The organism is Sporosarcina sp. Y1011, assembly GCF_057669885.1.
The window spans coordinates 17,915-37,447 of record NZ_JBYHFP010000021.1 but is presented as its reverse complement, the minus strand read 5'-3'; the positions used below and the strand labels follow the sequence as shown (position 1 = coordinate 37,447).

The 19,533-nt window shown below is 38.6% G+C and carries 20 protein-coding genes and 1 pseudogene; 5 read left to right on the top strand and 16 right to left on the bottom strand.

The window, feature by feature from the left end; genetic code table 11:
• Nucleotides 1-125: 125 nt before the first annotated feature.
• Nucleotides 126-860: a sulfite exporter TauE/SafE family protein gene (locus tag AC25Y5_RS16630; RefSeq protein WP_488141277.1), complete on the bottom strand. Its 735-nt coding sequence runs from the start codon at nucleotides 858-860 to the stop codon at nucleotides 126-128.
• Nucleotides 861-1,185: 325 nt separating this feature from the next.
• On the opposite strand from AC25Y5_RS16630, the gene AC25Y5_RS16625 reads away from it, so the two are divergent.
• Nucleotides 1,186-1,725 (top strand): DUF1572 family protein, encoded by a 540-nt coding sequence (locus tag AC25Y5_RS16625; protein WP_488141276.1) that lies wholly within the window; start codon nucleotides 1,186-1,188, stop codon nucleotides 1,723-1,725.
• 374 nt (nucleotides 1,726-2,099) lie between these two features.
• Nucleotides 2,100-3,584 (top strand): annotated as a pseudogene (locus AC25Y5_RS16620) (MDR family MFS transporter).
• 237 nt (nucleotides 3,585-3,821) lie between these two features.
• Here the strand turns inward: AC25Y5_RS16620 and AC25Y5_RS16615 are convergent.
• The 5 genes from AC25Y5_RS16615 to AC25Y5_RS16595 all read right to left on the bottom strand — a co-directional run bounded on the left by AC25Y5_RS16615 (nucleotide 3,822) and on the right by AC25Y5_RS16595 (nucleotide 9,066).
• Nucleotides 3,822-4,895, bottom strand: coding sequence for an LLM class flavin-dependent oxidoreductase (locus AC25Y5_RS16615; RefSeq protein ID WP_488141275.1), 1,074 nt, complete (start codon nucleotides 4,893-4,895; stop codon nucleotides 3,822-3,824).
• A 26-nt stretch (nucleotides 4,896-4,921) separates the two neighbouring features.
• Nucleotides 4,922-5,770 (bottom strand): VOC family protein, encoded by an 849-nt coding sequence (locus AC25Y5_RS16610; RefSeq protein WP_488141274.1) that lies wholly within the window; start codon nucleotides 5,768-5,770, stop codon nucleotides 4,922-4,924.
• Between the two features lie 349 nt (nucleotides 5,771-6,119).
• Entirely contained in the window at nucleotides 6,120-7,265 is a 1,146-nt protein-coding gene (locus AC25Y5_RS16605) for an NADH-dependent flavin oxidoreductase (protein ID WP_488141273.1), read from the bottom strand.
• A 47-nt stretch (nucleotides 7,266-7,312) separates the two neighbouring features.
• Nucleotides 7,313-8,245, bottom strand: coding sequence for an aldo/keto reductase (locus AC25Y5_RS16600; protein ID WP_488141272.1), 933 nt, complete (start codon nucleotides 8,243-8,245; stop codon nucleotides 7,313-7,315).
• 77 nt (nucleotides 8,246-8,322) lie between these two features.
• On the bottom strand, nucleotides 8,323-9,066 hold the full coding sequence (locus AC25Y5_RS16595) for an IclR family transcriptional regulator (RefSeq protein ID WP_488141271.1): 744 nt from the start codon (nucleotides 9,064-9,066) through the stop codon (nucleotides 8,323-8,325).
• A gap of 260 nt (nucleotides 9,067-9,326) precedes the next feature.
• Between AC25Y5_RS16595 and yiaA the strand changes: the two genes are divergently transcribed.
• Nucleotides 9,327-9,797 (top strand): inner membrane protein YiaA, encoded by a 471-nt coding sequence (yiaA, locus tag AC25Y5_RS16590; protein ID WP_482105918.1) that lies wholly within the window; start codon nucleotides 9,327-9,329, stop codon nucleotides 9,795-9,797.
• Nucleotides 9,798-9,917: 120 nt separating this feature from the next.
• Here the strand turns inward: yiaA and AC25Y5_RS16585 are convergent, their stop codons facing one another.
• The 7 genes from AC25Y5_RS16585 to AC25Y5_RS16555 all read right to left on the bottom strand — a co-directional run bounded on the left by AC25Y5_RS16585 (nucleotide 9,918) and on the right by AC25Y5_RS16555 (nucleotide 15,358).
• Nucleotides 9,918-10,346, bottom strand: coding sequence for a MarR family winged helix-turn-helix transcriptional regulator (locus AC25Y5_RS16585; protein ID WP_488141270.1), 429 nt, complete (start codon nucleotides 10,344-10,346; stop codon nucleotides 9,918-9,920).
• Between the two features lie 30 nt (nucleotides 10,347-10,376).
• Nucleotides 10,377-10,988: an alpha/beta hydrolase gene (locus AC25Y5_RS16580; protein WP_488141299.1), complete on the bottom strand. Its 612-nt coding sequence runs from the start codon at nucleotides 10,986-10,988 to the stop codon at nucleotides 10,377-10,379.
• A 48-nt stretch (nucleotides 10,989-11,036) separates the two neighbouring features.
• Nucleotides 11,037-11,642, bottom strand: coding sequence for a flavin reductase family protein (locus AC25Y5_RS16575; protein WP_488141269.1), 606 nt, complete (start codon nucleotides 11,640-11,642; stop codon nucleotides 11,037-11,039).
• A gap of 18 nt (nucleotides 11,643-11,660) precedes the next feature.
• A complete protein-coding gene (locus AC25Y5_RS16570) occupies nucleotides 11,661-12,599 on the bottom strand; it encodes a ring-cleaving dioxygenase (protein ID WP_488141268.1) in 939 nt (312 codons plus the stop codon).
• Nucleotides 12,600-12,665: 66 nt separating this feature from the next.
• Nucleotides 12,666-13,607, bottom strand: a complete 942-nt coding sequence (locus AC25Y5_RS16565; protein WP_488141267.1) for a ring-cleaving dioxygenase — start codon at nucleotides 13,605-13,607, stop codon at nucleotides 12,666-12,668.
• 141 nt (nucleotides 13,608-13,748) lie between these two features.
• The gene (locus AC25Y5_RS16560) at nucleotides 13,749-14,357 is read right to left on the bottom strand and encodes an NADPH-dependent FMN reductase (RefSeq protein ID WP_482101374.1); all 609 of its coding nucleotides are present in this window, start codon (nucleotides 14,355-14,357) and stop codon (nucleotides 13,749-13,751) included.
• A gap of 17 nt (nucleotides 14,358-14,374) precedes the next feature.
• Nucleotides 14,375-15,358 carry a ring-cleaving dioxygenase gene (locus AC25Y5_RS16555; protein ID WP_488141266.1) on the bottom strand — a complete coding sequence of 328 codons (984 nt, stop codon included), beginning with the start codon at nucleotides 15,356-15,358 and terminating at the stop codon, nucleotides 14,375-14,377.
• Nucleotides 15,359-16,479: 1,121 nt separating this feature from the next.
• On the opposite strand from AC25Y5_RS16555, the gene AC25Y5_RS16550 reads away from it, so the two are divergent.
• Together AC25Y5_RS16550 and AC25Y5_RS16545 are read left to right on the top strand one after the other, a co-directional pair.
• Nucleotides 16,480-16,962 carry a DUF2975 domain-containing protein gene (locus tag AC25Y5_RS16550; protein WP_488141265.1) on the top strand — a complete coding sequence of 161 codons (483 nt, stop codon included), beginning with the start codon at nucleotides 16,480-16,482 and terminating at the stop codon, nucleotides 16,960-16,962.
• 9 nt (nucleotides 16,963-16,971) lie between these two features.
• On the top strand, nucleotides 16,972-17,193 hold the full coding sequence (locus AC25Y5_RS16545; RefSeq protein ID WP_488141264.1) for a helix-turn-helix domain-containing protein: 222 nt from the start codon (nucleotides 16,972-16,974) through the stop codon (nucleotides 17,191-17,193).
• Between the two features lie 132 nt (nucleotides 17,194-17,325).
• On the opposite strand, the gene AC25Y5_RS16540 is transcribed toward AC25Y5_RS16545, so the two are convergent.
• From AC25Y5_RS16540 to AC25Y5_RS16530, 3 genes are all read right to left on the bottom strand, one after another.
• Complete coding sequence (locus AC25Y5_RS16540; RefSeq protein WP_488141263.1) at nucleotides 17,326-17,991, bottom strand: MOSC domain-containing protein; 666 nt, start codon at nucleotides 17,989-17,991, stop codon at nucleotides 17,326-17,328.
• 155 nt (nucleotides 17,992-18,146) lie between these two features.
• The gene (locus tag AC25Y5_RS16535; RefSeq protein ID WP_488141262.1) at nucleotides 18,147-18,704 is read right to left on the bottom strand and encodes an NUDIX domain-containing protein; all 558 of its coding nucleotides are present in this window, start codon (nucleotides 18,702-18,704) and stop codon (nucleotides 18,147-18,149) included.
• Nucleotides 18,705-18,847: 143 nt separating this feature from the next.
• A complete protein-coding gene (locus tag AC25Y5_RS16530) occupies nucleotides 18,848-19,480 on the bottom strand; it encodes an FMN-dependent NADH-azoreductase (RefSeq protein WP_488141261.1) in 633 nt (210 codons plus the stop codon).
• Between the last annotated feature and the right edge of the window lie 53 nt (nucleotides 19,481-19,533).

The following is a 19,533-nucleotide window of genomic DNA, read 5'->3' as shown; positions in this document are numbered from 1 at the left end:
TATTCTTCCATGATACTTATCAAATGCATTAATTATGAAAAATGTTCCGATTGGAATCCGGTTGAGTCTATCGACAAATTCTGTATTCCACTATAAACCCTTTATGAGCTTGTATTTCAGTATACTTATCCAAAATAATTCACTGCAATTTGCATAATTAAGAGCACAGTGACAAGGCGAAGTATTGGTTTAACATGCTCAGTTTTCAATTTACGCGCTAGACGTACGCCGAGTTGCGCCCCACTTATCGAACCAAGCATTAATGCAATCGTAAGCGGCCATATTATTTTCCCTGTTGAGATATAACTAATCGATGCTCCGAAACAGCTTGAAAAAATCATGATACGAGAAAGACCGACTGCTCTTAAGTATGAAACCTTTAATCGAGCATATAAATACAGCGCTAATGTTCCGCTGCCTGGACCAAACACCCCATCGTAAATACCAATCCCGTATAATGACGAAGCACTTTTTTTAGTTACACGAAATGATTCACTGCCGTTAAAGTCTGATTTCCCAAGAAACGAAGTAATGAACGCGAATGTTAATAGTACAATCGCGATAACAATCATCCATTCTTCTTTTAGGAAGGACGCGATAAGTCCACCGGTAATTCCGCCGGCTAGACTGATTGGAACAACCCTAAGTGCTTCTTTTATCGTTACTTCTTTATTTTTATAAATCACTAGAAAACTCGAAAATGAGCTTACTGTGTTTGATACTTTATTCGCCCCGATTGCAGAATGTACCGGCAATCCCATCAATAGCATAGCCGGCAAGCTGATGAGTCCCCCGCCCCCTGCCAAAGTACCAAGCGTTGTTGCGACAAAGCCGATGAAGTAAAGCATAATGTATTCCATCCCTAATCCTTCTTTCCGAAAAACCACTATATGAATAGCATATTCCCCTTCCACTCATAAGTAAATTCAATTGTATGAATGAAAGTCCATTCGTAAACTGAATGAGCGGCCTTAAAGTTAATTATATAAAAAATACTCCTGCTGATTTATTTGGGGAGCATTTTTCATAATAGTTATTTAGTTAATAAGCTCGAGCGAACCAAACGGTGAACTTATCGGCCAAAAGAAGGAATTCTTCATTTCTAAATCGAAAGTGAATTAGAGAGTGTTCATTGTTAAGCAAGCGGAAATTCAATTTGAACGAACGCGTGAGGAGGATGACTCGATGATTTTAGGAAATGAGTATTTGAAGATTGTCCAAGAACGATTTAAAAGCGTTAAAGACCTTGGAGATAAAACGATAAGCCAATTATCCGAAGAGAATATTCACTGGGTTTTAAATGCTGGTTCAAATAGCGTTGTAGTTATCGTGAAGCATTTAAGTGGCAATATGACATCTAGGTGGTCTGATTTTTTAACTTCGGATGGGGAAAAACCTTCTAGAAATCGTGAACAAGAATTTGAAGATACGCTTTCATCTAAGCAAGATTTGAAGATAACTTGGGAGAAGGGTTGGACTATTCTGTTTGAAACGCTAAGTGGCTTAGATGAACAAGACTTGTTGAAAAAAGTATATATTCGTGGTGAAAGTCATACGGTACTTGATGCTATTGAAAGACAACTAGCCCATTACGCTTATCATATAGGGCAACTTGTTTTTATTGGGAAACAATTAAAAGCCGAGAATTGGGAAAGCCTTAGTATTCCCACAGGAAAATCGGAAGAATACCTGCAAAAAATGCTGAGGGAAAACCAATCAAGATAAATCGTTTAGTGACAGCTATTCATAATTGAGATATGTTAAGATTATCTTACATTTTTCGAGCGCAATATTGGAGTAAAACGGCAGCTGGAAGGTTTCGATTCACTTTGCTTGGCTAATTGAATAGCTATGAAGGCTCTACTTGGGTGGAGTACTCGAATAGGTCTGCCCTTTAAGAAAATTCAACCGATTAAAGAGGGAGAGGGACTACTCCCTCTTTTTTTGTCTCCAAACATATCCATCTTTGTATTTTTATTATTTGACGAAAAATGTTGTTGTCCCTGATTAATTATGCAAATTTGCTCCTTTTCTTCTACTTTTTACTCAAGCTAGGAGTTGTGATTAAAAAATAATGTAGACGGAAGGAGATTTTGTATATGGAAGATAATCAAGAACCAAAAAAGTACGAGTATTTAGCGGATAATCCGAATGCTAAGGTTATCCCTATTATGCTTTCTTTAATTATTGGAGCTTTTTTCGCTATATTAAACGAAACACTTTTAAATATAGCGCTTGTCACATTAATGGAAGAGTTTTCAATCTCATTAACGACTGTACAGTGGATGGCGACAGGTTTCATGCTCGTCATGGCAGTTGTTATCCCTGTGTCTGCATTGTTACTCCAATGGTATACAACCCGACAACTATTTTTAAGTACTATGGTTGTTTTCACCATTGGGTCAATTATCTGTGCGAGTGCACCAACGTTTTCAATATTGTTAGTCGGTCGATTAATCCAGGCAATTGGAACGGGATTATTAATGCCCATCATCTTTAATGTATTTTTACTCATTTATCCCCCAAATAAGCGTGGAAAGATAATGGGCTTAGTTGGCCTTGTCATTATGTTTGCACCCGCTATTGGACCTACGCTTTCTGGAGTTATTGTTGAATATTTAGGATGGCGTTATTTGTTTATTATTGTCATTCCATTTTCTTTGTTTTCTATTTTATTTGCTTACAAATATTTAATTAATGTTTCAGAAATAACCAAGCCGAAGATTGATGTCATATCAATTATTTTCTCCACAATCGGGTTTGGATCAATTGTTTATGGTTTTAGTTCAGTATGAGAAAGCGCGGATGGATTTTTGAGTACAAATGTTTTAATTGCAATCATTGCTGGAGTCGCTGGAATTGTATTATTCGTAATAAGGCAATTAAAACTTGAAGAACCCATCATGGATTTAAGGGTTTTTAAATATCCAATGTTTACACATGCAGTTTTAATGTTTTTAATTATTATCATGGCCATGTTCGCTTCAGAGATTATTTTGCCGATTTATATGCAAGGCCCTTTAGCTTTGAGTGCGGCTACAGCAGGTCTCGTGCTCTTACCAGGGAGTCTTTTGAATGGAATTATGTCACCATTTATGGGGCATCTTTTTGACAAGTTCGGTCCTAGAGTATTAATGATTCCTGCAACACTTGTTTTAAGCGGTACGATGTTTATGATGAGTAGATTGACGACCGAAACTTCTTTATGGGTTGTAATCGTCGGTTATACTTTATTAATGTTAGCAGTTTCAGCAATCATGATGCCTGCAGAGACAAACGGCTTAAATCAGTTGCCTAAACGACTATACCCACATGGAACCGCAGTTATGTCAACATTACAACCTGTGGCAGGTGCAATCGGTGTATCCGTGTTTATTAGTATCATGAACGCTAGGCAGCTTAAATTTTTACAACAAACAGATACACCTAATGATCCGGCTACAATAAGTGAAGCAATGGTAGCCGGTGTCGAGCTTGTCTATTTCATCGCTTTTGCCATGTCTATCGTAGCAGTTATCTTGGCGTTTACTGTTTATCGTGCTGAGCCAAGAGAAATGGATGAACCGACCAAAAAGAGTAATTGACAATAACGTACCAAGCGCCTTTCCCACTAATTTTTGTACGGGCGCTTTCGGATTGCCTTGGACTGAACGACTACAGCACCATTACCACCATGCCTACGAATTCGGAAACTTCCTTACTCTATATAATAATCCAATACTAAGAACGGAAGCTTAATCGCGCCATGAAAAAAAGCCGAATTCCTCGCTGCTATAAGCGAGGAATTCGGCTTTTGTAATTTAAGTTATAATATTCCATCTTTACTTACTCGTTGCTTTCCTGACGATTGGAGCCACTTCTGTAGCTAATAGCTCAATACTCTCGGCTACTTTTTTAAACGGTAAACCACCTATGTCTAACTGCGCCATGAAACGTTGGTGTCCAAAGAGTTCGTGTTGACGGAGAATTTTTTCGGCTATTTCTTGGGGACTTCCTACGAACAAAGCAGAGTCAGGAGCCGTGATTTGTTCAAACTCCGTCCGTGACATCTTCCCTTCGCCCATCCCTAGCTGACGGTCTACGTATGACCTATAGTTTGAATAATAAGAATAGAATTCATCTTTGGCTTGTTGAGTTGTCTTTGACAAATATCCATGACCAGTTACCCCAATCTTAAGGTCTTCTAGGTCATGCCCAGCCTCTGTTCCAGCTTGACGGTATAAATCCACCAACGGCTTAAACCGCACAGGATCACCGCCTAGGATAGCTAAAGCCATCCCTACTCCCAACCTGCCAGCACGGGCAGCACTACTTGGAGTTCCTCCAACACCAACCCACATTGGCAATTCTTTCTGCAAGGGGCGGGGTGCAATTTCAGCATTCTTTAATGACGGGCGGAAGTGACCATCCCATGTAATTCTCTCGTTTTTGTTTAGCTTTAAAAACAAGTCGATATTTTCCTCGAACAAGGCATCATAGTCATTTGGGTCATAACCGAAAAGGGGGAATGATTCCAGGAACGCACCACGACCTGCGATTAATTCTGCACGTCCATCTGATAGCAAATCCAATGTAGCGAAGTCTTCAAACAAACGAACAGGATCAATCGTACTTAACACTGTAGTCGCACTTGTCAATTTGATTCGTTTCGTTCGTTGGGCTATGGCAGCTAAGATGACTGAAGGTGAAGATATGGCATAGTCTAAACGATGATGTTCTCCTACACCAAAAATATCCAGTCCAGTATCATCAGCAAGTTTTGCCGCTTCCATTATTTCCTTAATCCTTTGCCCTGCACTGATCGTTTTTCCAGTTAACGGGTCAGGCACTATATCTCCAAGTGTGTATAGACCAATTTCAATTCCCGAATTTTTAATTCCTTCACTTTCACCCATAGTTGTATTAATCCTCCATTTAATCCTCAGACTCTTATATGAATACGATTTCCAGAAGGATCTGTAGCAACGGTAGAACCATTGTCTTCAGTGACGGAAGCACCAATATTCTTTAATTGAGCGATCATTTTATTTTTCTTTTCCTCATTTGGAAGCATTAACGTAAACGATTCAAGCCCGACGCTATTAGGTGATGGCGCAGGAGCTCCTAATCCATTCCAAGTATTTAAACCAATATGGTGATGGTAGTGACCATCCGAAATGAATAGTGCCTGAGCTCCAAATCGATTTACTACTTCAAATCCGAGTCCTTCGATATAAAATTCTTCAGTCTTTTCTAACTCGGATACATGCAAATGGATATGTCCCATAACAGTGCCGGCAGGTAAACCTCCCCATGATTGCTGTTCATCTACAGCTAAGAGATCTGTAAAATTCAATGGATCAACTGTCATAGCCACTTCACCGTTATCCCAATCCCAAACGGAAGGGTCACGATCTATATAGATTTCAATCCCATTTCCATCCGGGTCAGATAAATAAAGGGCTTCACTCACAAGATGGTCAGAAGAACCAAACCGTAAACCAATTCCTCTAAAATGTTGCACGATTGCAGCTAAATCAGAGCGTTTAGGTAGAAGAAGTGCATAGTGATATAATCCCGTAGTTTTCCCTTGTTTAGGAACTATATGATCCGACTGTTGAATTGTTAATAATACTGTCTTTCCATCCGCTGTCAGGTTTGCAGTTTTTTCAGTTTGCTCTACTACCTTAAATCCGATTACTTCTTGATAAAATGCTAACGACTGTTCTAAATTTTGTACCTTTAAGTTAACTTGACCTACGAATGTTATAGGTTCATGATGAAAATTCATTGCTGTTACCTCCTCATTTTTAAACACAAGACACTAGTTAGTTAGTTACTTTATGTAAGTAAGTATATAATTAAAATAAGCAGTAGTCAAGTAACTAATTTGCAACAGTTGATTTGATGGAAGAAGTCGACTTGCCCTAGGTTTGTAAGGTCATAGCTAGATGGGATTAATGATTTAAAGTTAATACCTGGCCCACAGACCTTTTGCATTCTTGAATCGGTGTGAGTAGCAGAGTCCTATTAGAGAGGATAAAGGATTTGGAAAACGAGGTTGTTAGGTGAGATTATACTCATTTTACATCAAGAAAAAATTGTCCCCAGTTTAAATGTCTGAGGACAATTTTTTACTTTCACAAACTTTTAACAGGGAACCAACCCTCTACGGACATCATGAGTTCCCAAAGTGGATCTGGTACTTGGAGACGGGCCTGATCATTTTGAGTGATCGTCGTATTGATTTCGTTTTCTTTTCCATGTTGCACTTTTTCTACCCATTCCGGCTCCATAATAAGTTCTCTTCCTAAAGCAATAAGTGGAATACCCGTTTGCTCGAGTGCTTGTACTGCTTGATCTGGTGTGTGGATAGAGCCTACTCCTATAATAGGAACACGGTTTCCAACATATTCCTGGATGAGTTCGACCCGTGAACGATCACTTTCCACACCGCGTCGAGGTTTCGACCATAAGTCGTTTAACGCCAAATGAATATAGTCTATTTCCTCATCCATTAGTGAGTCGAGAAGCACGAACGTCTCAGCCATCGTAATTCCTGGCGTTTCCGGTTCCTCTGGAGACAGACGATAGCCAACAATAAACGGTTCTCTGGCATACTCAGCAATTACGCGTTTCACTTCCTCAATGACGGCAAGTGGAAAGGCCAATCGGTTCTCAATGGATCCGCCCCAGCGATCTGTTCGTGTATTCGAATGAGGGGAGAAGAATTGTTGAATAATGTACCCACTCGCACCATGCAATTCCACTCCATCAAAACCAGCTTCTATAGCCCGCCTCGTCGCCTCGCCAAATGCTATAACTAATTGAAGGACTTCCTCATCCGTCAAGCTTCGAGGTGTTTTCTCGATACTGTAGAAACCACGATCAAGAAGGGGAGCAACACTGCTTGCACTTACAGTTTCTCCTTCTGGAATCAGATGTGGCACGGCCAATCTCCCGCCATGATAAAGCTGCAATACAGCCTTCGCCCCTTTATCTTTTATCGAAGAAGCAACACTTCTCAAACTAGGAATCATCGTATCCCGATCCGCTGCAAATTGTCCCTCAAAACCTTTTCCGCTTGCTTGCACATATGTACACGCCGTAATCACCATACCTGGTCCACCCGAACGAGCCGCATAGTAGGCTAGCTCCGCGTCTGAAGCAGTATCATCCGGATTTGCCGAAAAAGTGGTCATAGGCGGCATGACAATTCGGTTTTTTAACTGAACTCCATTATTTAGTGTAAAAGGTTCTAATAATGGTTGGTATTTCTCTTTCATTGTTGACTCTCTCCTTTGATGTTTCATAAAAAATGCATAATTAATGTTTACCTAAAAATACTGTCAATCTTTGCAATCTCGTTCTCTGTTAATTGAACATCTAGCGTTTTTAAATTGTTAAGCACTTGATCTGCCCGTTTAGCGCCAGGAATGACAGCATCAATCGAATCGCGTGTTAAATACCAAGCTAGAACAATATGTGCCACTTCGGCCTGTTTTGCATTTGCAATCTCACGAAGTTGTTCCACTTTCACTAGGTTCTTTTCAAATTCTTCGCCCTGTAGATGCGGCATGTTGGCACGTAAATCATTAAATTTCATGTCTTTATTGTATTTTCCTGCTAACAATCCTGAAGCAAGCGGGAAAAATGGAATAAAGGAAATGTTTTGCTCGGCAGTATAGGGAAGTAATTCTTTTTCAGCTGAACGCTGGATTAAATTATATTCTCCTTGATAAACATCAACATAACCGTCTCTGTTTGCTTCTTTTAACTGATCCAACGAAAAATTCGATAGGCCGATTGCTCTAATTTTCCCTTGATCTTTTAATTCTTTTAATGCTCCCACAGCTTCATATCCCGGTGTAACACCATCTGGATAGTGAATATAGAATAAGTCGATATAGTCGGTTTGCATACGTTTCAAACTATCTTCTACTGCTTGTTTCAAAAAGGATGGCGTATTGTCATTTTGCATTTCCTGGCCAACGAATTTCATTGACCCTTTCGTTGCAAGAATAATATCCTCCCTTTTCCCTGTTTCTTTAATTACCTCTCCAACTAATTCTTCTGATCTTCCCGGTCCATATAGATAGGCTGTGTCGATAAAATTCACACCATTTTCAATCGCAACTCGAACGAGCTCTTTTCCCGCTTCTTCGTCTAAGTTAGGATATAGATTATGTCCCCCAACCGCATTGGTTCCAAGTCCAATCGGATTTATATATATTCCTGATTTTCCAAGTTGTGTTTGTTTCGTCATTATGGTTTCCTCATTTCGCATTTTAATTGCATTTATGATTATCACTACTATGATTTCCTATGCAGGGGATTCAATTCTTAATACCGATTGTTTAGTTCCTTGGTTATTTCTTCACTTACAGCTATCACTTTATTCGTCAATCCTCTTAGGATAGTTTTTTTCATTTTGTCAATTGGCCCAGCGATTGCGACTGCTGCAATTACTTGATTCTCATGGAATACCGGGGCAGCAATGCAACGAACGCCAATAAATCTTTCTTCGTCATCGATGGAAAATCCTTGGTTTTTTATAACTTCCAAGTGTTGAGAGAAAATTTCCTGATCTACAAATGTATTATCGGTGGCTTGATTAAATGGAAGGAGAGAGAATACTTCTTGTTGGTCAGTTGGTATTAAATTTGCCAATATGACTTTACCAAGAGCACTAATGTGGGATGGGGAACGATCCCCTATCTCGGGCTGGTACGGTTCTATAAAAGGGGGTTTAATCATTTGTTTCATAACTACTTCAGTTCCTTGTAGCACCCCAATATACACACCTTCTGCCGCACTTACTCCCAATTGGTAAGGTGTTTGTAACGTGGTCCAGTCAATGGATCTTTCACTTCCATCCATTTGGAACTTTTCATTGTTCCATGTATAATACTTGCCTTTTTTTGAAATATAGTTCATATTTTCCAGAGTGCTCAGCAACCGAAAAACAGTAGTCTTATTTAAATCCAGTGCCTTTGTGACTTCTGTCAAAGTTAGATATTGTTCCTGTTGTAGTAAATCTAAGATTTGAAGCCCTTTTTTTAATGTCGCAACTTCATATTTACTCATCCAATTCACCCCGTCTCTAAAATCATCTTAGGTCACCTTTTAATTTGATTCAACAACTCAGCACTTTGTTTCATTATTTGAAACATATTTGAAGTAAGCCCATAATCTACGTTTTTAAAAGCCGTAGTGCAGCTAGATTTTATTATATTAAGGTCAAAATTTTATGGAATCGAACAAGTTTTGGGTGTCTGACTATTTCAAAGATTGTTGCTAGTTTACATGTGTTTGGATATGATTGTCTGAAGGGAGGGGAATATTCAATGTCTAACGATAATGAAGGGTTCTTTGACAAAGAAACACAAAGTGATTCAAAAATGAAAGTAGAAAGAAAACTAGGAGAACCCACTTCAGCCTTCAAGGGTGCTTCCTTAGCAGCGCTTCTAATAGGTGTATCGGCTTATCTCTTAGGTTTGTATAACGCAGTCATGGAACTGAATGAAAAAGGATATTACTTTGCAGTTTTACTATTCGGACTGTATTCATCTATATCTTTACAAAAAGCAGTTAGAGATAAAGATGAAGGAATACCAGTTACGAATATCTATTATGGAATTAGCTGGTTTGCGCTAATTGTATCTATTTTATTAATGGCCATCGGATTATACAATGCAGGAAGTATTGTGTTAAGTGAAAAAGGATTTTATGGTATGGCTTTTGTTCTTAGTATATTTGCAGCGATAACAGTTCAAAAAAATGTTAGGGATACACAGAAAGCAAGAGAAATAGATTGAGTTCCCATTCTCCATTTTGACAATTCTATCCAATTAAAGAGCAATATATAAACCCCGTTCTAAATCTAGAACGGGGCTGTTGTATTCATCTCGGATTCTAGATATTTACAATCAAAAACATTATGCCTCTACTCTTTTACTTACCTTATTTAAAAGATTTACCATTGTTTCAGACTCATCTTCAGTTAAAGATCCAAACATGTAATTAACCATATCTTGATGGTTTGGCATGATTTTCTGCATTAAGTGGTTTCCATCTTCCGTTAGTATCACATGGATTACTCGTCGGTCATCAGGACATGCATTTCTATTTAATAATCCCTTATCTTCTAATTTATCTATAACATAAGTCATAGAACCACTAGCAATGAGTATGCTATTACCAATCTGCTGAATGGTTTGTTTCCCCTGCAGAAATAGTACCTCTAAAACAGAAAACTCCGTAATGTTAAGCTTATTAGTAATCATTACCCGCCTAATTCGCTCCTGAATTGCTTTTGTTGTTTTCATTAACAACAAATATGGCTGGTTTTCACACTTATCATTCACTTAATCACCTACTTAAAATAGTTTACCTGTTTAAGAATAAATCTGTTCATACCATTGTTTAGCGGCTTCCACTTCTGTCATTGTGAGCTGATGTCCAGTATCTACCCATATCACACCAACTGACGCACTTGCATCTTCTAACAGTTTTTTCAGATCAACGGATTCTTGTTGTGGACAAATCGGATCATTTGTTCCTGCTGCAATGAATACTTGGATACCTGTTAAATCTGGAAGTGCTATGCCTCGTCTTGGCACCATAGGATGATGTAAAATCGCACCTTTTAGTGAATCATTAAAATGGAATAACAGACTGGCCGCAATATTGGCACCGTTTGAATACCCAATAGCCACGATGTTTTGACGGTTAAATTTATATTCTGTAGCAGCTTCATCTAAAAATGCATTGAGCTCATTTGTTCGGAAAATTAAATCCTCCTCATCGAAAATACCTTCAGCTAATCGTTTAAAGAAACGAGGCATCCCGTTTTCTAATACATTCCCACGTACACTGAGTACAGAAGCATCAGGATCTACGATATCTGCTAAAGACAATAAAGCATTTTCATTGCCACCAGTACCGTGTAATAGTAATAGAACTGGTTTTTCACTATTTGTTCCTTGTTTAAATATATGTTGCATAATATTTATTCTCTCCTTTCAAAAGAGGATAATCTTAGTGGGTTTTTAATACTACTTCGGTCTATCAAGAGAAAAGATGTCGCCAATCTTTGCGTAATTGGTACCAGCTAAGCGGCTGACAGCGTTTAAGCCCCTCGGGTCAATTCGACCATCTTCATAAATCTCTTTGTCAATGTGAAAGCGTACAATCTCTCCAATAAACAAATCACTACCAGGTCCTTCTCCACCTAAAGGAATGGCTTGTACAAGTCTGCATTCCATTCGAACTTTAGCTTCTTTCACTCCCGGTACAGAGATACTTTCACTTTGTACAAGCGTTAGATTCGCCAATTCAATTTCACTTTCTGTTGCAGGTAATGAAGCTGCGGTTTCATTGATTTTCGCCACATTTTCATCATCTACAATATGCACGACGAATTCACGATTGCTATAAATATTTCTGGCAGTATCTTTCAATCCACCACTAGGTCTTTGGATAGCTAATGAAACCATAGGCGGGTTGGATGAAACGATATTGAAATAGCTAAATGGTGCACCATTAACGATACCATCCTCAGACTCGGTAGTAACAAAAGCAATAGGTCTAGGAATTATAGTACCAATGAGAAGTTTATAATTATCCCGCTCACTATTTTGTTTTGGGTCAATCGAAATCAATTTATTCAGCCTCCTAATTTAGTCGATTGGACGCACTTGAATTGGAATAAGCGCATTAATTAATTGCTCACGACGTTGTTCATATTGTACAGGTAACTTCAACTGAGTACCCATTGTTTCAAGTGTTTCATCATGTGCAAATCCTGGTGGATCTGTTGCAATTTCAAATAATATTTCACCTGATTCACGGAAGTACAGTGCATTGAAGTAGTTGCGGTCCTTCAATTCTGTTACATGTTGACCAAGATTCCTCGCATGTTGTTGCCATTCAAGATGATCTGCATCATCCTGAGCCCGCCATGCGATATGGTGAACCGTCCCTACACCCATCTTGCCACGAACACCAGCGACCATTTTTAAATCTATGATATTTCCTAAATCAGCAGAAGCTTTATAGCGGGTATAGTCACCTTCAGTTCCAACCAATTCAAGCCCCATTACATCCGTTACTGTTTTAGCAGTTTCTTCTGGTCTGCTTGAGTATAGAGTTGCCCCACCAAATCCTTTTATAGCTACTTCTTTGGTTACTTCTCCAAATGTCCAATCGTTTAACGCTCCCGCTTCACGTTCAACAATTTCAAGATGTAAGCCGTGTGGATCATCAAATTGTAAATATGTCTCACCAAAACGCTCTACTTGTTTATATTCAATTTTAAATTTAACCAAACGTTTTTCCCAAAAATCCAAAGATCCTACTGGGACAACGTACGACGTAATACCAACTTGACCATCTCCAATTTGACCTTGAGCAGCGCCTGCCCATGGGAAAAAGGTGATAATAGTACCTGGTTTTCCACCACCATCTCCAAAATACAAATGATATGTGCCCGGATCGTCGAAATTCACTGTTTGTTTAACTAAACGTAAACCTAATACCCCTGCATAAAAATCAATATTTTCCTGTGGATGACCAACAATTGCTGTAATGTGGTGAATACCTGCTGTTCGTTTTTTCACAATTATTTCCTCCTCTATTGTTCTTTCCTTTTCCTATCGTAACTACTTGTACTAGTTCCCTTGTCTTTACTCAATGGGTTCTAATTTCGCCTCAATTTCAACTCGCTTACTCTCCAAAAATGGCGGTAAGTCTAACTTTTCCCCCAAGGATTCAATGGTCGAATCCACTGTAAAACCTGGTCCATCTGTCGCTAATTCAAATAAAATACCATTTTCTTCTCTAAAATATAAACTCTCAAAATAGTAACGGTCTGTTATTTTATTCACTGCAAAACCAAAATCTTGAATACGTTGGTTCCACTCACGTAACTCAACGCCATCTTTTACTCGGATAGCTACGTGATGCACACTGCCTTTTCCTGGTCTCTCTTGTGGACCACCCTTCTCCACAATGACAATTTCACCAAAAGACTGTCCTTTTACTGACTGATAGATAACTTCTTTTGCTTTACGTGAGGCTAGTTCATACCCAAACAAGTTTTCTAACGTATTCGCTAGGCTATCTAAAGATTGCACGGTCATTTCCACTGCGCCCATTCCAAGAATACGATGTTTCTCTACAACAATTGAATCGTCCCATGTCTGCCACAGCGTCGGAACCTCGTCATCGTTATTATTTAACAGGACTAGACGTAAACCCTCAGCATCTTCAAAATGGAGTGCGTCACGCCCTGCGTACTTGGTTAACTCCCCATGTTTTACATCAAGTAATTCAAATCTATCTTTCCAATACAGTAAACTATCATAAGACGGAACGAGTAACCCAATCCGCGTAATTGCATTCGTTCCTCTCCTTGTGCTTCCAGCCATCGGGATTTCAAAGAAGGACAACTCTGTTCCGGCGCTACCCGTTAAATCTCCATAGAACAAATGATACATGCTTGGATCATCTTGATTGACTGTTTTTTTCACTCTACGCAGTCCGAGCACCTTTACATAAAATTGATTGTTTTGTTGTCCTTTTTTTGTAATCATGGATATATGGTGATGACCCGCTATTTTGTTCATCTTAGTATCTTCCTTTCCGGTATAAATTCTAAGCAAAACCTTCAATCCGCTTGAAATCGTTTTGCTAAGAATTTATTTATTAAAATCACAAAATGTGCATATGCACATTTTGCGACTTGTATAAATTTACTTGCGTTAAAATTAGTTACGTACAGTATTTAATGCAGTTGTCCAAGGGATAACTTGGTCGAGCATTTGGTTTACTGAATCTGCTTGTACAGCAGCTGGTTTGAAGTCTGTACCATTTTCGAAATCTGTAAATAACGATAACGCTGGGTGAACACGAACATGCGCTACAGATAATTCACTTAAAATACCACGTAAATGTTCTGTTGCACGAGCTCCACCTACTGAACCGTATGATACGATACCTGCAGCTTTATTGTTCCACTCATCACGTAAGTAGTCTAGCGCATTTTTGAGTGCTCCTGTAATCGAGTGATTGTATTCTTGAACGATGAATACAAATCCGTCTTGTTTTGCAATGATTTCTGACCATGCTGCTGCACCTGATGCGTCGCCGCCGGCTTCACCTAAAAGTGGTAATTTGTATTCTGCGATATCAATAATCGTGTAGTTTGCATCCCCGCGTTTATCTGCTAATTCTTTTACCCATGTCCCTACTTGTGGGCTTACGCGTCCTTCACGTGTCGATCCTAAAATAATACCTATGTTTGATTTTGTCATTGTTTTTTCCTCCTCTTGTTGTTGTGGTTGTTGTGTTCCAAATAACTTACTAAAAAAACCCATTTTACAATTTCACCTCCTTATAAGTACTCTTTGTCAATTTTAAGTGTGCTACGTACCGTGTCGATTGGTCGTACTGATGCCTCAATTTGTTCCCGTTTTCCTTCAAGGAATGGTGGTAATGATAAAATTTCCCCTACTGTTTCGTAAGGCTCATCCCCCATAAAGCCAGGACCATCTGTTGCCCATTCAAAAAGAATGCCAGGTGCTACTCGTGCATATAAAGATTCAAAGAAGAAGCGATCCACATACCCGGAAGTACCGAAACCAGCAGTTTGCATATGGTCAATCCATTCATATAATACTTTCGTATCTTCTACACGGAAGGCAGTATGATGAACTGTACCGTAGCCTTGGCGACCTTCTGGGAGAACCGTATTATGCTCTACAATTACTTGCGCACCATTCCCACCTTCACCCATTTCAAATAAATGCATTGGGCCTTCTTGTGCGATTTCACGCATTAACATCACTTTCTCCAAAACCTCTTTTAAATAATCAAATTGTGCGATACGAATATGAATCGGTCCTAATCCTGTAATTGCAAACTCCAATGGTACAGGACCATTTTGCCAAGGCGTTCCTGATTCAATACCCTCATTAAATTCGTCAGAAACCAACATATATTGTTGCTCGTCAAAGTCCACAAATGAAATTGTTTTCTTGCCGAACACTTCTTCAACACCATTATTTTGTACTTTATACTTATCAAAACGTTTCACCCAGTAATCAAGCGCTGCGTCTGTCGGCACACGGAAAGCAGTTTTATAAATTTCGTTCGTTCCATGTGTGCCTTTTGGAATACCAGGGAAATCGAAAAATGTCATATCCGTACCAGCAGAACCTTTATCATCTGCGAAGAATAGGTGATATGTTTGAATATCATCTTGATTGACTGTTTTCTTTACTAAACGCATTCCCAATACGTATGTGAAAAACTCATAGTTCTTTTCTGCACTACTTGTGATAGCTGTTACGTGGTGAATTCCTTTTAAATGGTTCATTTTGTTTCCTCCTTTGATTTCCTTGGATTCAAGGTGTGTACTTAATAATTTCTTTCCTATCAATACATGACTCTGATGGTTTCAATTTATACTTCGCTGAATCTTTTCAAATCGTTTCATAAATTACAGAAACGATATTCAACTTTTTAGGAGCCATATTCAATTGTTTCACTCTTCTATAGCATTTATTCCGATTACCTCGAATTCAAGTATCTTGAATTCAAACTAAATTTAACATGAATACGCTACAACTGTCAACACATTAGATCTAATTAGTTTGTATTTGTAGAGAATCCTTGGTATTTACTTATATTTCGTAGTTAATAACAGGTGTAGTGAATTACTATTTTGAAGTTATGGAGAGGTTCACATAATGAGGCATGCTTATTATTTTTATCTAAACACCTATGTTGATTAAACATATACTTGCAAAAGGCGCTGGCGAGTAGACCCTGAAAACCAACATTTTCACTGGACTATTTTCGGCCCGCTTTCGGCGAATTAATCACGACACTTTTACCAAGGGGAAGGTGTAGCTAGAAGTGACTCCGTCACTTCTAGCCACACTCTTTGGGATAATCCTGTTGTGATTAATCACCTGTCGCGTTCCTACAATAGTCAAGTGAAAAATGCAGTGGCTTTGAATGAAAAGAATAGATGAGCTTCCATTAAAGATTGTAAGTGCCCGAAGATGCAATTTCGGGCACTCTAGCACGTTGTACATTGTATTCTCTGCTTTACTCTATAAGAAAGTGATATTTCCTTAAAATAAAAATAGAGACTATAGAGACTTAATAGTAGAAGCTTGAGCGGCCAAAATTGTATCTTTGGCCGCTTCTCTCCATATGAGAAGTGAGCTATTCTTTAGTCCCGAAAAGCTTCAGCACTTCTTGTACTTCTGTCTTTGGAGAGCGACGGATGAACAACCACCATACGATTACCGAAAAAACAAGTAGAGATATCTCGATAATGGTATAGAAGTCGTTCAATTCAAAGCAATCCAATAGCAACTATACAAGTACTGGGATGTTTGTAATCAGTTATTAGCAATAAATATTTATTGAAAAACGATAAATACCATGCTAAAATAAAACTATCAATTAAGAGGTGAGGTGCTTTTTATGAAACGAGGTTCAACAAACTTTTTGAAAATAGCTGTTATTTTTCTCGGACTCCCAATCCTTGCTATATGTATATTTGCGTTGCCAATACTAGCGAAAGATGCAACTGAAAGTAATTCGGAGTTCGCTTATGTGGTATATGGCTTTGTAACCGTTATGTATGTGTCGGCGATACCGTATTTCATCGCATTGTATCAAGCTTTTAAACTGTTAAGTTATATTGACAAGAACAAAGCATTCTCGGAAATATCCGTAAAAGCTTTGAAAAATATAAAGTATTGCGCAATCACAATCAGTGGCTTACATCTCATTGGACTGCCATTCTTCTTTATCTTTGCGCAGTTAGATGACGCTCCAGGTGTCGTATTGGTTGGAATGCTTTTTATTTTTGCTCCATTGGTAATCGCAGTCTTTGCTGCTGTTCTCCAAAAACTTTTGCAAGAAGCTATTACGATAAAATCTGAAAATGATTTAACAGTCTGAGGTGAAAAAATGGCGATTATAATCAATATTGATGTGATGTTGGCAAAAAGGAAAATGAGCGTAACGGAGCTTTCGGAGAGAGTTGGGATAACAATGGCTAACATTTCTATATTAAAAAATGGAAAGGCAAAAGCGATTCGTTTATCAACTCTAGAGGCGATTTGTAAGGCTTTGGACTGTCAGCCTGGAGATATTTTAGAATACCGAAGTGATGAAGACAACCAAGTTTAATAAAGTTGTAAAGGAAAAAGAAATACTTCCTGGCGAAAACGCGATAAAAATACCACGCCACAGGTGCTCGCACTTGTGACGTGGTGTTTAAATTCTAGCTATGCAAACGATTCTAATAGCCTATCTTTACAGCTATAAACTTGTTAATTTATTTAGCCGATTTTCTAATGACTCTTTCCACTCTCCGGCCAATTCCGAAACGTCTAGTATCTTATTAATACCTTCAATATCTCTAGTGTTATGAAAATAAGTCTCGTTTGCGAACAGGATTGACACCCGCTTAGGATGCCGCTCAATCAATGTTATCTTGGAATCTTGTCTAATTGTTCCTTCCTCTAAAACACGGCTGAGGTAGCCTGTAAAACCTGTCTCCACCATTCGTTTTAGAAGTAATGGCAGATTCGTTCGCTTAGTAATTGTACTACACGGAATTCTGCCTTGTGTGATTTGGATAACCGCCTCCCCCAACCTAAAGATATCGCCAATATGAACATCTGTTTCCAACATATTTAGGACTGTTAAATTCTCCCCGAAGGTTGCGGCAGGTAAAGGGGTTCCAAATTCTTGTTCCCACTGCGAATAATGTTCATATGGATAAACGCAAACGGCGCGATCAGGGCCACCGTGAAAACGTAAGTCGGCAACGCCATCCCCGTGAAATCCTTCTTTTGTTAAAAAAGCCTCTTCCACTGTTTCCTTGCGTATTCCGGTATTCATTTCCTTCTCACCATCATATTTCATTAGTTTCGGTGATCCGATAGAAAAGTTTTTCAGCTCAATAGAATCCTTATTCCCCATTTTATGAATTACCCCCCATTCTTTCGTAAAATATCTATTACCAAAACTATACCATTGCCAAAATCGCCACGCATAGTTAGCGTCATTAATCTGTCTCTGTAGTTGAATTATAATCGTGAAATTCATGTGCTATTGTATAACGATTTATCGTCTTCCTAAACATTAAAAAAGGTGTAGCCATTAAATACTGTTTTCGGCAGTGGATTTAATTTTAATCCAACGGCTTGTTGTTCAAAAGCGATTCGGGCCAGTCCCCGTGACATATCTGCAACATCCATTGACTCCATTTCCTCCAATGAGAAAAAGTCAGCACCATCTACTTCAACGTCATCTGGTTGTGGCTGCCCTTCTACATATTCCATCGCAAATCCAACATAGACGTTATGTACTCGACCCGGATAATCCCCCAGCATTACGACCGATTTCACTTTTGCGGTTACACCTGTTTCTTCTATTACTTCACGTATGATGCTTTGTTCAATGAGTTCTGCTTGTCCGATATAACCACCAGGGTTTGTCCATTTCCCTTTCCCCGGATTATCTTTACGGCGAACGAGCAACATTTTTTCATCTTTTATGACTAAAGCTCCAACACTTATACTGTAATTTCCCCAATGAATAAACGAACAACTTGGACACGCTTTATACTTTTCATCATTGATAATACGCACTTCTAACACTTCCCCACAGTTCGGGCAATAATTCATATCCATATTAAAACCTCCATATTATTGTTTTGATATTCGGATAAACAAAAAGCACCATTCAGGATATTCCGAATGGTGCTTTCTTATTTGTATTGAATTTCCAATACAATGATATCATTCCTATGACTATCATATACAACCAATTGATATTAAACCAATACTGCAGATAACTCTTTAGCGACAGCTTCCACTTTTGTTAAACCTTCAGCAATAATTGCTTCTGCTTGATCAGGTGCGGATGCATGACCTTCAATAATAACTTCCTGCACGATTTCCATACCAAATACGCCACCAAAGACATTTTTAATATAGTTGGCAGCCATTTCCATTGGTGCTGCTTCCGGTGTTGAATAAATACCACCACGCGCATTTAGAATAACAGCTTTTTTGTCAGTCATTAATTGTACAGCTTGTCCATTTTCATCATATTTAAATGCGTAACCAGCTTGGTATACATAGTCGACGAATGTATGTAGTTTAGCCGGGATTGTTAAGTTCCATAATGGGAAGGCGAAAACAACGATGTCTGCCGCTGTTAATGCATCCATTGCTTTTTGTTTTGCAGCTAAAAGACGTTGTTCGATATCTGTCATTTCTTCGCCCGATTGTACTTTACCGAAAGCGTCGAATAATTCTTGACCAAGATAAGGCATATCTTCTTCGAATACATCGTAAGTCGTTACGTTTACACCTTCAAGATTATTCATGAAAGTTTCATACATTTTACTTGATACAGCTTCTGAAGCTGGGCGGTTATTTGCTTTGACTACTAATATGTTCATTTTATTAATCTCCTCTTTAAATCTTCATTGTAATTACCTCGAATTCATACTAT